Below are 14713 nucleotides of genomic sequence, written 5' to 3'. Positions count from 1 at the left end.
TAAAACAGCACTTTGCTTTATTTTAGTTTGATTTCTAATTGTTTTTTAAAATAGTGGAATTGCCGAATATTCCGCAGTAATATCATTGAAATATACATCATACTTAAAGGTTTCACTTACCGGAATATTTCCTCCGCCCAGCTCAGCTACCCCAAAAAACTCCTGAGCTTTTCCCCAGTTTGTTCCCCAATCGTGATTTGCTCTGAACTTGAATTCACCTGAATTCAGAGTAACATTTTTCTTAACCCAAATGTGAGCATCAAAATCTGACTTCTGTAGATCCAAATCTGTGCTCCAATCTCCTGATGCAGTTCCAATCATTGAAATTGTATTATAGGTAACCGTTGGAGATCCAATTGAAGTAAAGGTATACGTTAAAGTATTGGCATCAACTGTCAATTTATAATATCCAGCAGCAGACACGGAAATATTTCCTGAAGAACCGCTTGTACTTAATGTACCTACAGAGCCCATTCCATATTGGGTATTCCAGGATCCCGGAGTTTTAATCATTTTAAAACCGCCTTGTGCAAAATATCCGGTATAAGAATAGACTCCTGCTGCAGCTGTTTTTTGTAATGGAAGAAATTTCGTATTTGTACTGGTGTTATCCCATCCTGCCGCTGTAGCATCCCCAATCAGATATAGATCATTATAATTGTAAGTAGGTCCTAAAAGATAGGGCGTTACTGTTAAAGTATTCACATCAGAATAGAAAGGTGCGGCACCCACCAAAGTTCTTAACCTAACTTCAATCTCAGCAGCTACATTAGTAGCAGCTCCTAAGCCTAATGCTATATTATTAAGCTGTTTATTAGTAAAGGTTAGAGGTGAAGTTGTCACTTCCATAGTAGAGGCATCCTTGAAATTTTTCCCTTTGATTGCAAATTGAAGCTGTTGTGTATAAACTACAGGTACGTTAAAGGTTGATTTATTCCAAGTAATATTTAGAGCAACCTTGTCAGGATTAGCCTTATCTAAAACAAGAGTTGTCTTATCTGGTGTAACCTTACTTTTTACAGTTTCTGTAATAACTGCCTGGTCCTCATCTTTTTCACATGAAATAACAAAAATTCCAATAAATGCTATTGCTAAAATTTTAAAAAAGTTTTTCATTTTCAGATTGTGTTTAAAAGTTAATATCCAGGGTTCTGAACCAAATTAGGATTTGCGACAATATCTTTAGCAGGAATCGGGAAAAGATTTCTGTAGTTTTCTACAGCTTTACCATCTTTTACATTTCCTTTCCATGGCCATAGATAATCTCCTGTTGTAAATTTATTAAAACGCACAAGGTCACTTCTTCTGGTCATTTCCCAAGATAATTCTCTTGCTCTTTCATCCAAAATAAAATTGAGATTGATAGAGGCAACGTCACCGCTTGTGTTTCCATAAGCACGTTCTCTCAGCTGATTAATATAACCAATTGCTGTAGCCTGGTTTCCACCAGCTCCACCTCTAAGTACTGCTTCTGCATACATCAGATAGATATCTGCTAAACGGTATAACGGAATATCTGCCTCAACCCAGTTGGTATGAGCACCAGCAGAACCGTTACTTTTAACATTTTTAAATTTGATGAAAGCATAACCATCTGTGAATGAACCTAAATCATTAATCTCCAAATTCTGTCCTGAAGTAAAGAATCTTCCTCTTCCATCACTTCCGTTAGCCGGGAATAGCCCTACAAATGCTTTTGTAGTTCTTAAACCACTCCATCCACCATTTACTCCGAAGTCTACTGCTTTCATATCTCCGCCAATTGCAGCATGTACCAGAAAAGTAGTTCCCCCATTGGTCTGTGTATTGATTCCATCAAAATTTACACTTAAAATCTGCTCCGGATTATTGATATTATTATCTGCAAGGAATAGATTGTCATACTTAGGGTTTAAAGAATAACCTGCCGCAATTACTTTATTACAGTATGTGATACAGTCTGTATTTCTTTGAGTTCCTGTATAAACTTCAGCATTTAAATATAATTTTGCCAGTAAAGACCATACGGCCGCTTTATCTGCTCTTCCGTATTCATTGGTTTTAGGATCTTTTAGTTCTCCCACTATAGCAAGCAATTCAGACTCAATATAATTAAATAATGCTTTTCTTTCTATTCTTTGAGGCGGGTTGATAGATCCCGGCAAGTATGATTCGTCTACAAAAGGAACATTTCCAAACATATCTATCGCATGATAATACGATTGTGCTCTTAGGAAACGGGCTTCTGCTCTCATTAATTTTGCCTGAGTAAGATTGTCCCCTGTAATGTTATTGGAGGCTAATTTTTCATCTGTTACATTTCTTAAGAATTCATTACAAAAAGCAATTTCTGTAAACACTCTATAATACATAGCAGCGATAAACTCATTGGAAGCATCCCATGTCATTTTGTGAAGGGTATGAAGATTCCCATCATTCCACCCAATAACAGCTTCATCAGTTGTCACTACGTTTAAGTCGTACATTAATCTGGTATATTGGGAAAAGCCTCCATTAATTCCATTAATATCACTGTTGGGCTGATCACCATCTCCACTTACCTGGCCTCCCATAGCAAGTCCACCATAAAGTTTTGCCAGAACGTTTTTATAATTACCAAAGTCTTTATAAATACTGGCTGAAGTAACATCGGTGATAGGCTCTCTTTCAAGATCTTTTACACAAGAAGTTGCTGTCAATAAAAATCCTGCTGAAAGAGGCAATATTATATTTTTAAGTGTAATTCTATTTAGTTTCATTTGAATTTGTATTTAAAATTGGAAGTTAAAACCTAGAGAGTAAATTCTAGGCATTTGGTAGTAACCATTGTCTATTCCACCAAAAACTTCAGGATCCACTCCGGAATATTTAGTGATTACAAAAACATTCTGCGCCATTGCATATACTTTCAGGTTACTTCCTTTAGTGAAAATCTCCCCAAAGTTGTATCCGATATTGATATTATCCAGTCTCAGAAATGATGCATTCTCAACATAAATATCTGATTTATATTGAGGGATTGAGAATTGGTACTGAGGAGCTGTTGCAAATACGTTTTGTAAGTATTCATTTGTAGATGCAGACTGAATGGAGCTATTTGACGCAGCATTATTATATACATAATTACCAAGCACAGCTCTTGCACTTAATGCAAAATCCCAGTTTTTGTGAGAAACTTTAGTTGAAAATCCTAAAATTGCATCTGGCGTAGTAGATTTATAATAATACATGTCTTTCGTACTGATCACACCGTCACCATTTCTGTCTACAAAAGCACCATCAACAGGCTTACCATTAGTATCATATATCTGCTGGTATACCCAGAATGAATTTGGAGCATATCCTACGGCATGAGCCTGAATTTTATTTCCTGCTGCTCCTTCTATACCACCTACTTCCATATTAAATGATTCATCTGCTCTGTCTTTAAGCTTAGTAATAATCGGCTTATAGTGGGTAGCATTAAAACTTACTTCCCAGGTTGTATTTTGATTTTTAACAGGTACTACCGTAATACTTCCTTCAATCCCTTCATTTTTCATATCTCCAACATTCTGCCAGCTTGCATTACTTAAACCTCCAGCAGGTTCGTCAGCATATACAAGAAGGTCTTTCGTATCTTTTCTGAAGACATCTATAGATCCTGTAATTCTATTTTTGTTAAAACCAAAGTCTAATCCTAAGTTCTTAGTAGTTGTTGTTTCCCAGGTAAGATTTGGATTATAGTTAGCAGGTCTGTACATAAAGTAGAATTCGTTTCCGAACTGATATCCTGCTCCCTGGTAACTAGGATTATAAGCAGCAAATGCAGGATAATTGTTTGGTTTATTCCCATCTAATGCAGGAAGTTCCTGCTGACCTGTTTTACCCCATCCTGCTCTCAGTTTTAAGGTGCTGATAGAGGATATATTTTTGATGAAGTTTTCTTCATTAAGCTTCCATGCCAAAGAAACTCCTGGGAAAACACCCCATACATTATCTCTGGTTCCGTTATAGAATCTTGATGAACCATCTCTACGTATAGATCCTGAAATAACATATTTATTAGCTATCGTAAAAATAGCCCTTCCATAAAAGGAAATTAATGTATTTCGGGTTTCAAAATCTAAATCCTGCGAGTTAATACCTGTTCCTCTATACGTTACAGCTCCCGGAATTAGGATATTAAAATCCTGATAAGAATAACCCGCTGTAATATCTACTCCTGTATCAATTGCACTGATATTTTTTACATAATTAAAGTAGGTTTCCAAAAGCTTATTTTTCTTTTCCATAGAATAGAAATTTGAGCTTCCTTTATCTTCAAAACCTGCTCTTAGATTACCATCTTTAAATTTATGACCATCACTTTTTGTATAATCATATCCGGCATTTACGTTAAAATGAAGATCCGGAAGAAAGTGAAGCTTATAATCTAACTGGATATTTCCCAATCCTCTGGTTACTGAAGAAACATCCCTGATACCATTAATAAGTCCAACCGGGTTTTTATTACCATTAACATTATATCCTGTTGCTGATCCCGGATCCAGCCATTCATAATAGCCTCCATAATTGGAATTTCCTGAGTAAACAGGTTGAGTAGGATCAAAATAAGTAGCCGCCTTGATTACTTCACCATCCACAAATCTGTTGTCTGTAAATGTTCCCTTCAAATTCACATTCACAGATAAATGATTATCCAAAAATTTAGGGTTTAAGTTCAAACCTACGGAAGTTCTTCTGAAAGAGTTTGATTTTACAATACCATTCTGCTCATTATAACCTAGTGACAAACGATATGGCAAACCTTTTATTCCGCCTGATAATGCTACATTATTATCTGTACCCCATGCTGCCTGATAAATCTGATCCTGCCAGTCGGTATTGGCATTTCCAAGTTTGGTTTTATAACCTGCAGGCGCATAAGCATTAACAAAGTCTCTAAACTCTTGGGCATTTAATACATCTACTTTACCCATTTTAGTAGAAACCGAAGCAACTGTTGAGAAATTTAATTTAAATTTTCCTGCAGTTCCCTTCTTAGTTGTAACGAGAATAACACCATTGGAAGCTCTGTTACCATAAATTGCCGTAGCAGAAGCATCTTTAAGGATATCAAATGTTTCAATATCATTGGGGTTAATTAAGGATAAAGGATCAGATACACCATTCATTCCTACGAAATCCTGAGGAACTCCGTCAATTACAATCAATGGTGAGTTTTCTCCACTTAAAGAAGACGTACCTCTGATTCTGATTTTTGTACCAGAACCTGGCGCTCCACTGTTATTGGTAATTTGTACACCGGGAGTTTTACCCTGGATGAGCTGTCCTGCGGAAGTAGCTCCTCCGTTAAAGTCCTTTGCTGTAACAGAAGTTATAGAACCGGTAAGATCAGATTTTTTCTGTTTCCCATACCCGATCAAAACCACTTCGTCAATTTTCTTCTCCTGAGGAAGAGAATCTTTTTTCTGCGCGTGCATTACTGTACTTGCCAATAAAAAAGCGGGCGCAATTTTCAAAACTGTTGTAAAGTTCTTCACAATCATATTTTTTTATAGTTTCGTTTTTTTCAGTCATTCTTTGGCCTAGAGCCAGACTCGCAATTTATAAAAAAATTAGAATTATCATAAATTTAATATAATTTTAGCTAAATTTATGTATATTACGAAACGGATTTTAGTTAGTTTTTTAGGATCCAATATTTTACAACGTCTTATGCTTTGCATAATATTTGTTTTAATTTAACTATTTGTTAAACGTTTGTTTAACTCAATTTCTTATTCAGCCATTCAAAATGGCAATCTTGATCATAATAACTCCACCAATAGCGGTATTCAAGAGATATTCCTTATCTTTGCATTTAAACTTTACTATAAATGTCAAACAGAAAGATGATTACGGCAGCTTTGCCTTATGCAAACGGGCCGGTTCATATAGGACATTTGGCAGGTGTTTATATTCCTGCGGATGTTTACGCAAGATTTCAGAGAAGATTAGGAAAAGATGTAGCGTTTATCTGTGGATCAGATGAGCACGGGATTCCTATTACCATAAGAGCTAAAAAAGAAGGAGTAACTCCTCAGGATATTGTAGACAAATATCATGAGATCATTAAAAAATCTTTTTCTGACCTAGGAATTTCATTTGATGAATATTCCAGAACAACCTCCAAAAACCATTATGAAACCAGTCAGGATTTCTTTAAGGTTTTATACGAAAAAGGAAAATTCACGGAAGAAATTTCTGAGCAGTATTTTGATGAGCAGGCAGGAGAATTCCTTGCTGACCGTTATATTGTAGGAACTTGTCCTAACTGTGGTAACGAAAATGCTTATGGTGACCAATGTGAGAAATGTGGTTCTACCCTTTCTCCATCAGAGCTGATCAATCCGAAATCAATGCTTAGCGGAAATGTTCCTATCCTCAAAGAAACAAAAAACTGGTATCTTCCATTAAACGAATACGAAGACTTTTTAAATGAATGGATCATTGAGGGTCATAAAGATGACTGGAAGCCTAACGTATACGGACAGGTTAAATCATGGTTAAATGATGGCCTAAAGCCTCGTGCGATGACCAGAGACCTTAACTGGGGAGTTCCGGTTCCTCTTCCGAATGCGGAAGGAAAAGTATTATACGTATGGTTTGATGCTCCTATCGGCTATATTTCTTTCACTAAAGAATGGGCAGAGAAAAACGGAAAAGACTGGAAAGACTACTGGCAGAGTACAGACAGTGATCTGGTACATTTTATCGGAAAGGATAATATTGTATTCCACTGTATTATTTTCCCGTCTATGATGAAAGCGCACGGAGATTATATTATGCCGGCTAACGTTCCTGCTTTTGAATTCCTGAACCTTGAGAACGATAAGATCTCAACATCAAGAAACTGGGCAGTATGGGCTCATGAATATGTAGAAGATTTCCCTGGACAGCAGGATGTGTTAAGATATGCTCTTCTTTCATCTGCTCCGGAAACTAAAGATAATAACTTTACATGGAAAGATTTCCAGACTAAGAATAATTCTGAGTTGGTAGGTATCTTCGGAAACTTCATCAATAGAGTTGCGGTTCTTATTCATAAATATTATGATGGAGTTGTTCCACAAGGAGATGTAAACAGTCCTGAACTACAGGAAATAAGTAAGTCTGCAAAAGAAATCTCAGGATTCCTTGAAAATTATGAGTTCAGAAATTCATTAACGGCATTAATGAACCTTGCCCGTTTTGGAAACCAGTATCTACAGACAGAGGAACCTTGGAAAACCATTAAAGATAACCCGGAAAAAGCGGCTCAGTCTTTATTCGTTGGAGCTCAAATAGCTGTTGCATTGGCTCAGCTATGTGAACCTTTCATGCCTTTCAGCTCTGAAAAGTTATTAAACATGTTCCATGTTGAGAAGAAAGATTGGAACACAATTGAAACGCAATCAGTTTTAATTGAAACAGGACATAAAATCAATGAATCATCACTCCTTTTCTCAAAAATTGAGGATGATGTCATCGAAGCTCAGATCCAAAAGCTGGAAAATACAAAACAAAACAATAAAAAAACAAACCCTAACGCAAACTCTATGAAAGAAGAGATCACGTTTGATGACTTTACTAAAATAGACCTTAGAACAGCTACTATTTTAGAAGCTGAAAAAGTAGAAAAAGCAGATAAATTATTAAAACTGACTGTAGATACAGGAGTAGATGTAAGAACTGTTGTTTCTGGTATTGCAGAAAGTTTCACTCCTGAAGAAGTAATCGGTAAGCAGGTAATGATCCTTCTGAATCTTGCTCCAAGAAAGATCAGAGGAATTGAATCTCAGGGAATGTTATTATTAACAACAAAACCAGACGGAAAATTATCTTTCGTAACACCGGATGACAGTAATGTTGAAAACGGTATTGAGATCGGGTAATTAAAATCCTTATAAAGATTATAGGCTGTTTCACTAGAAGCAGCCTTTCTTTTGAAAGTATACAGCTTATGGTGAACAGAAATGTTTTGAGAAAACTCTCCGATTCAGAATTAGAGAAATATTTACAGGAAGGCAACCGCTTTGTTCCGGAAGCCGTTCAGATGGCTTTTGAAATTCTGGAAGAAAGAAGACGCGTTTTCAGTGAACAGGAAAAAACGGCTGTTCAGCAGTTAATCCAACAGAAAAAGGAAGCAGAAGAAGCGAAACGTACAGAAGAGGCAGAAGTCTGGAGAGATCATATTACAGAAGATCCTGATGCCATTAAGCTTTATTCAAGGTCAACTATTTTTGTTAGCAGTATTTTGTTTAGCCCGATTCCCGGCGCGATTTTATTATCTCTGAATTTAATCAAACTCAAAAAATACCTTGCAGCCCTTTTTACACTGGTATTTGGCTCTCTTTTTTTCGTATTTCAAAAATACGTTCTGCTTTCCCATTTCGATTTTGGTACAACATCCAGATACAGTCCGGAAATGGGAGTTCTTTCAGTAGGAGCTTTGGGCTTACTTGTCATAAGCGTTTTAGCCACTCCAAAAAAACTTCCTTATCGTGCAGAATCTTATGTTTTTCCGGTAATTTTGTGTGCTGGAACAGCTGTTCTGATGTACTTTTATTTCGAGGAATGGTTTTCTTATTATCCGTTAGCGACGGTCATTCATTTATTCAGATCATGATTAGAAGCTCATTCCCGCTATCCATTATTACTCCTCGCGCCGAAGGAATCCCAATGCGTGCTGTGGGGTAACCATTTCTATCGGGGCTAGAGAAACACAAAAAAGTCATTCCGGTGTACAGAATGACCATATATAAGTTCATGAGATTGCTTCGCTTTCAGCTCGCAATGACTTATTGTTAATTATTTTTTAGTCAGCTTTGCCAGGTAAGAATCTTCGTCTTTTAAAACTCTTTCTATTTTGAAGCCGTTGTTTTGAGCCGCATTTTTCAGCGTATTGAAGTCTAGATACAGCCAGGTAATCGGTTCTTCAGATTCCCCCTTATAATGAACCACATATTCCAGTTCTCCGTAATATCCACCTGCCGGAATATAGACTCCGCCATCTTTATCACGGTCGAACATATAAAGAATATCTGTACTGTCTATTAAAACCTGTCCGTCATCGTTCAGTAATGTATGAAGTTTCTGAAGATAGGTATCAATTTTAGCAAGACTTTCAAAAACTCCGGTACCGTTCATCAGTAATACAATGGTATCAAAAGTTTCTCCGGAGAAATCAAGCATATTTTCACAAACTGCTTTTTTAATTCCTCTCAATTGGCAAATCTCAATAGATTTTGGTGAAATGTCCAATGCAGTTACATCAAGATTTCTTTCATTTTGAAGATACATAGAATGAGAACCAGCACCTGCCCCAATATCCAAAACTTTTCCTTCGGATAACTGCAGTGCTTTCTGCTCTATATCATTCATCTCTTCAAAATCCCTGAATAAATAATCCACCGGAAGTTCATCCAGTTCAGAAATTGACGTTTCAGTCTGCAGATCTTCAGGATTATCATTGTGGTAATAATCCCAGATCGCTCTGCCCATTAAATCTTTCATAGTGCAAAGATAGTAGTTCAATGTTCAATGTTCAAAGTTTTTAGTTGAATGTTACGCGGGCTTCGGGGTACGAGATGTAAAGTACTTACAACTTTAAACCTAAACCCTCCCACTCTCAAATTCAAAATCCCTGCTTTCTATTCCATCGAATCCTTCTCCTTATGTCTGTCTGCCTGAGATTCATTTTCTGCTACACCTGCTTTCCAGTAAGAATAAGCGTATAATTCCTGGGAAGTCCAGTTTTTTTCTTTTCTCAGATAAGTACGGATTTCTTTCACACTTGAAAATTCACAGGCAACATAGCCAAATTTTGCAGCTTCAGGGATCTCAATGCTTTTTACTGTGTTTGAAATTTCGCTGCTGATTTGAGGTTGGACATTGTGGAGCCATTTAAAATCAATCTGAGCTTTGGTCTCAAGCATTTGTTCATCTTCTTTTCCATGAACTTCGATGATACATATTCCTTTTGCTGTTTCAGGAAGCGTTTCCAGAATTACACTGATTACAGGAATGGCCGTAGCATCTCCTACCAGCAGATACCAATCCGCAGCAGGATACAATTCTTTACCTTCCAAACGCATCATCACTCCCAGTTTTGAGCCTACTTCAGCTTCCCTCACCCATCTGGAAGCGGGGCCACCGTCTCCATGATCTACAAAATCAATGATCAGCTCATTTTTCTCAAGATCAATTCCTCTATGGGTATAGGTTCTGATGGCCGGAGCTACTTCTTTTGGAGGATACACCCACTGATGATTTTCGTCAAGTGTCGGGAAATGAATCTCGTTCAGTCCTGCCAGAGGAACGGCAATCTTATTATTATCTCCTACCATCGTATTCTTGAACACCGGAACTTCTGGGGAGTATAAATACACTCTGATAAAATGGTCAGTAATGTATTCTTTTCTGGTGACTTCGGCAACAATCTGCCCTGTTGAAATTTTAGCCATAACTGATTTTTTAAAGTTAAAATCCGGTTTCCGATTAATTCAGAAACCGGATTTGAAATACAATATGTTTTTCAGATCAAGGCATTTTTACCTTCATCGTATTTTTAAAATTCAAAAGTGTAAGAAAGATTGAATGTTCTCCCTCTTCCTTTATAATTAAATAGTTCCGGAAGTCCGTATGTAGAATACAGAACCTGCGAACGCTTGCTCCATATCGTCTGATAATCTGTGTTGAATAGATTCTGGATTCCTAAATTGATTTTTCCAAAATGGAATTTATATCCGATCATCAAATCTGAAGTATTATAGCCTTCTATCACATTATTAAGCTCGTCCTTCTGTTTGAAATTCTGTAAAGACTGGAATCTGAATGACCAGCTTTTAATGTTATATCCAATATAAGTCACCAGTTTTGATGGAGAAGCGTTGTAAATCTCCTGTTTCTGCCATTCTCCTTTGTTATCTACCTCAGATTTGATCAAAAGTCCGCTTGCCCCGAAATAAACTCCATTGTTTAGGGCATAAGAAACCTCAGCTTCAATTCCCATATTTCTTAATTTCAAATCATTCACAAGGATCTGGAATGTCTTTTTGTCTACAGCAACAGTTTTGTCTGAATTACTCAAAAATCCGGCAATCTGAGCTCTTAAACCACCTCTGTTGACACGATATCCAACTTCAAACTGATTTGTTTTGATAGCCTGTAGCGGCTGTTCTTTTACGTTGATACTGGACACTACATCCCAGTTTGTACCCACTAATTTATATTGCCCGATTCCGTAAAATTTGGCAGGATCAGCCAGACTTGCTCCCTGGGAAAAAGTTCCCCAAACCTGATGCTGCTCATTGAATTTGTATAATAATCCTGCATTAGCCAAAGTCACATTATAAGAACTTTCACCTCCGGGAATTGCGGATGCTGAGCTTCCATACCCCATAGCAACCTGTGTCTGCTGTTCTGATCCCACAAAGTCATCCATTTTCACATTAATATGCTGATAACGGATTCCTGCATTCAATTGTAGTTTAGGAAGAATATTGTATTTTGCCTGAACATATCCTGCATAACTCTGTGAGTGATTGGTAGGATATCTTCCTAAGCTGTATTTTGTTTCATTCACTAAACCTCCGCTGGACATTGTTTTTGCAATATCATAAACAGATTGTGTTCCTTCAAATTTTTCAAAATAAAAATCTGCTCCATAGGTAACATTCAATCCCCGCCATGATTTTGATAATAAAGCTTTAATCCCGGAATAATAAGTATCCTGCTGTGAAGAGGACATATAAGGTATTTTCCCTGACTGTAAAGTCACATTTCCCGGGAATGGATAGAATCCTAATTTTTCACCTCGGGTAGCCAATTGTACATACAAATCCTGCCCGCCTAAAATTCCGTTTCCGTTATAGGCTACGGTTGCCATATAACGCTCTGTTCCTACATTTTTATCAGATGAGAAACCATCTCTCATTTCTAATAATGAAGCATTTTTTGTAGTAAATGCACTCAGGTTTTGACCTAAAAACAAGCTTCTATCTCCATTAAATTTAGAGTTGTAATACTGAACAGAAGCTGTTATCTTATGTTTATTGTTAAACTGATATCCTCCTGTAGCCAGTATGTCAATAGACTGGTTATACTGAAGATCTGTTTGGGTAATATCTGTAAAAAGCTGCTTCTGATCTGCTCCATACACTCCTCCATTTTGCTGATAAGCCACTCCCAACCTTCCAAAAAATTTATCACCCTTTGCTGCAATAGACTGAGCAGCTCGGAAATCATGGTCATCTTTCCCCATAAATCCGGTACGTACTCCCAATTCTGTTTCACCGCTGATTCCTTTTTTGGAAGGTGTTTTTGTAATAATATTGATAATCCCACCCGTAGCATTACCTCCATAAATTGAACTTGCTCCTGAAAGTACTTCTATTCTTTCAATATTAAAGGGATCAATCGCATCCAGCTGACGGCTTATCGCACGAATACTGTTCAGGGAAACTCCGTCGATCATCACCAGCGCAGAACGCCCTCTCATATTCTGACCGTAATTGGTTCTTCCCTGCGGGCCAATATCCATGGAAGGAATCAGAATAGACAACATTTCTTTGATGGGAACTCCACTTTTAGCCTGTTCCTGAATCTTTTCCTTCTGTACTACCCAAACCGTTCCCGGAACTTCTGAGATTTTTGTGGGTTTTCTTGAGGCTACGATCACCACATCTTCAATACCTTTAGAGGCTATAGAATCTTTAGCTGTCTGGGAAAATAATACTCCCGAGGCTAAAAGACCTATGAATGCATACTGCTTTTTCATTCTTTCTACTCAACGTTTTATAATCTCACAAATATAATTCTTATTTAGAAAGAATAAAAATAACAAAATATGAGATTTTCCCTTATTTTATGATAGCAAACATCTTTTTACAGAAAAGTTTTCAAAATCTGGATGTATATTAAAACCATTAAGAAGGATTTAAGGAGTAAAGTATAATTAAGATCAATCATTCTGATTTCAAGCTTAAAGCGAAGCTCATCTTAATGCTCTAAACATCTTAACACCATCTTAATGTTTCAAAAAGTTTAAAATTTGACATTTTCTTAAAAACGTAAAATCCCGACCCAATGAAGGATCAGGATTTTACTAGTGAAAAACAAGGTATTCTTTATAATGCAGGCCCTGCCGCATCTTTTATTTCTTCTAACAATTTTCTTCTTTCACGAAGTCTTCTTCTTGCGATAACGGATTTACCTCCCAACACTCTTATAAACCTGAAATACTGGAAACGCTTTGCTCCGAAATGATGGGTCGCAACATAAATCAGCACTCCAAATCCGACTAAAATAATATATCCAAATATCTTTTTGGTGGCAATGATGATGGCATTAAGCTGAATCACCTTCATATTCGCAGCTACATTCTGAGGAGTAACGGTCATTCCATCCATATAAACAGCAAGATCACCAATTGCTGTAACCTGAAAACGATACTGAAACCATGAATAGAGTGTTGAAAAAATTCCTACGGCAAGGAAAGTTCTCCAAACCAATACAAGTCCGATGGCTGCCAGCATTTCATCCATTTCAAGTTTATCCAGCGTATAAAACCATACGGAAATAAACAGGGAACACATTCCATAACCTTTCAAAAACATCGGCAGATACCAGTTGTCATAACTGAACTCCAGTACCATCGAAAAATACATGATAATGGCATATCCAATCATTGCTGCAAAACCGGAAAAAATGTACATTTTCAAAGGTTTTTCTTTTTTGAACCAGAAAATGGCAATGATTCCGGCCAGGATAATTCCGGGAATCATCAGCAGACTCAGTCTGGTATTGGTCAATTGATCATACCCCAATACTCCGACTGCAAAGGTATTCTGGATAGAAGCTGTTCCTAGAAACATTCCCAGCCAGAAAAGCATAAACAAACCGTGCTGAACATTATTTTTTGTGAAAATTTTGAATGAAAGGTATGGTCGTTTTAAAGTTAACTGACGGATAGAAAGCAATGCAAAACTCACAAAAGCTGCAATACTTGCATTCATGATATTCTTCGAATTGAACCAATCCTGCTGTCTCCCAAATGAATACACATACGCCGAAAACATAAAAGTGGAGATGAAAAGTAAAATACTTAACCAGTCAATATAATGCAGGGGAACTTTTAGCGCAAAATATTTATCATGCATAAAAATCCAGTGTATTAAAGCTAAAATAAAGCATAAAACAGCTGTAAACAGGTAAAACTGCTGCCAGTTGTACATAAGAGCAAATTCAGCGGCATAATAGGTTGCTACCTGATTCATTACCAGAACGAAGGTATAGAAAGCTCCATAAAACATTCCGCGGTTTCCAATCATCACCATTAATGGCAGGAACAACTCTATGGTGACCATCATTTTCATAAAACCAATCAGCAGAGAAGTAAATATGAAAACCATTGGTTGTAAAGTAGTTCCGTTTATGTAGCTAAGCAAACCTAAAAGTACCAGAAGTAAAACCAGCTTATCCCTTACTTTAAACCTCATTTTGATTCTGATAACAACAGGCATACAGGCTCCCATACCAATGGTAGTCGCATAGTTAGCCCACATAAAATATTCTGTCATGGCACCGGTACCGCTTACCAGAGAACTGATATTTCCCGTATACACCCCACCAATTGGCATCACCACAGCAAGCAGCAATACAATCAGCAGAAGCTGTACGGGTTTTGGTACCCAATCGCTATATAATCCTTTGTTGTACATGTTTTTTA

Annotated in this window: 9 protein-coding genes; 2 read left to right on the top strand and 7 right to left on the bottom strand. The window is 37.0% G+C overall.

The genetic code is table 11. The features are described from left to right. Window positions 1-45: 45 nt before the first annotated feature. The 3 genes from CLU97_RS07265 to CLU97_RS07255 are packed head-to-tail and all read right to left on the bottom strand — an operon-like array spanning window position 46 to window position 5504. Window positions 46-1116 carry a SusE domain-containing protein gene (locus CLU97_RS07265; protein ID WP_121487331.1) on the bottom strand — a complete coding sequence of 357 codons (1071 nt, stop codon included), beginning with the start codon at window positions 1114-1116 and terminating at the stop codon, window positions 46-48. Window positions 1117-1136: 20 nt separating this feature from the next. Next, entirely contained in the window at window positions 1137-2738 is a 1602-nt protein-coding gene (locus CLU97_RS07260) for a RagB/SusD family nutrient uptake outer membrane protein (RefSeq protein WP_121487330.1), read from the bottom strand. A 12-nt stretch (window positions 2739-2750) separates the two neighbouring features. After that, complete coding sequence (locus CLU97_RS07255) at window positions 2751-5504, bottom strand: SusC/RagA family TonB-linked outer membrane protein (RefSeq protein WP_121489678.1); 2754 nt, start codon at window positions 5502-5504, stop codon at window positions 2751-2753. 336 nt (window positions 5505-5840) lie between these two features. On the opposite strand from CLU97_RS07255, the gene metG reads away from it, so the two are divergent. Both metG and CLU97_RS07245 read left to right on the top strand, forming a co-directional pair. Then, window positions 5841-7877 (top strand): methionine--tRNA ligase, encoded by a 2037-nt coding sequence (metG, locus tag CLU97_RS07250; protein ID WP_121487329.1) that lies wholly within the window; start codon window positions 5841-5843, stop codon window positions 7875-7877. A 68-nt stretch (window positions 7878-7945) separates the two neighbouring features. Further along, window positions 7946-8611, top strand: a complete 666-nt coding sequence (locus CLU97_RS07245) for a hypothetical protein (protein WP_121487328.1) — start codon at window positions 7946-7948, stop codon at window positions 8609-8611. A gap of 182 nt (window positions 8612-8793) precedes the next feature. On the opposite strand, the gene CLU97_RS07240 is transcribed toward CLU97_RS07245, so the two are convergent. The 4 genes from CLU97_RS07240 to CLU97_RS07225 all read right to left on the bottom strand — a co-directional run bounded on the left by CLU97_RS07240 (window position 8794) and on the right by CLU97_RS07225 (window position 14705). Continuing rightward, the gene (locus CLU97_RS07240; RefSeq protein ID WP_121487327.1) at window positions 8794-9498 is read right to left on the bottom strand and encodes a class I SAM-dependent methyltransferase; all 705 of its coding nucleotides are present in this window, start codon (window positions 9496-9498) and stop codon (window positions 8794-8796) included. Between the two features lie 137 nt (window positions 9499-9635). Next, window positions 9636-10448, bottom strand: a complete 813-nt coding sequence (locus tag CLU97_RS07235) for a siderophore-interacting protein (RefSeq protein WP_121487326.1) — start codon at window positions 10446-10448, stop codon at window positions 9636-9638. 104 nt (window positions 10449-10552) lie between these two features. Further along, the gene (locus CLU97_RS07230; RefSeq protein ID WP_121487325.1) at window positions 10553-12763 is read right to left on the bottom strand and encodes a TonB-dependent receptor; all 2211 of its coding nucleotides are present in this window, start codon (window positions 12761-12763) and stop codon (window positions 10553-10555) included. A gap of 349 nt (window positions 12764-13112) precedes the next feature. Further along, window positions 13113-14705: an MFS transporter gene (locus tag CLU97_RS07225; protein ID WP_121487324.1), complete on the bottom strand. Its 1593-nt coding sequence runs from the start codon at window positions 14703-14705 to the stop codon at window positions 13113-13115. Window positions 14706-14713 lie beyond the last annotated feature (8 nt).

The organism is Chryseobacterium sp. 7, from assembly GCF_003663845.1.
Taxonomy (GTDB): Bacteria; Bacteroidota; Bacteroidia; order Flavobacteriales; family Weeksellaceae; genus Chryseobacterium.
This window is presented reverse-complemented; position numbering and strand designations above follow the sequence as displayed.

Coding starts and splice junctions, on each gene's coding strand:
- CLU97_RS07225 (WP_121487324.1), bottom strand. CDS start 14,705: ATGTACAACAAAGGATTATATAGCGATTGGGTACCAAAACCCGTACAG.
- metG (WP_121487329.1), top strand. CDS start 5,841: ATGTCAAACAGAAAGATGATTACGGCAGCTTTGCCTTATGCAAACGGG.
- CLU97_RS07245 (WP_121487328.1), top strand. CDS start 7,946: ATGGTGAACAGAAATGTTTTGAGAAAACTCTCCGATTCAGAATTAGAG.
- CLU97_RS07235 (WP_121487326.1), bottom strand. CDS start 10,448: ATGGCTAAAATTTCAACAGGGCAGATTGTTGCCGAAGTCACCAGAAAA.
- CLU97_RS07230 (WP_121487325.1), bottom strand. CDS start 12,763: ATGAAAAAGCAGTATGCATTCATAGGTCTTTTAGCCTCGGGAGTATTA.
- CLU97_RS07260 (WP_121487330.1), bottom strand. CDS start 2,738: ATGAAACTAAATAGAATTACACTTAAAAATATAATATTGCCTCTTTCA.
- CLU97_RS07240 (WP_121487327.1), bottom strand. CDS start 9,498: ATGAAAGATTTAATGGGCAGAGCGATCTGGGATTATTACCACAATGAT.
- CLU97_RS07265 (WP_121487331.1), bottom strand. CDS start 1,116: ATGAAAAACTTTTTTAAAATTTTAGCAATAGCATTTATTGGAATTTTT.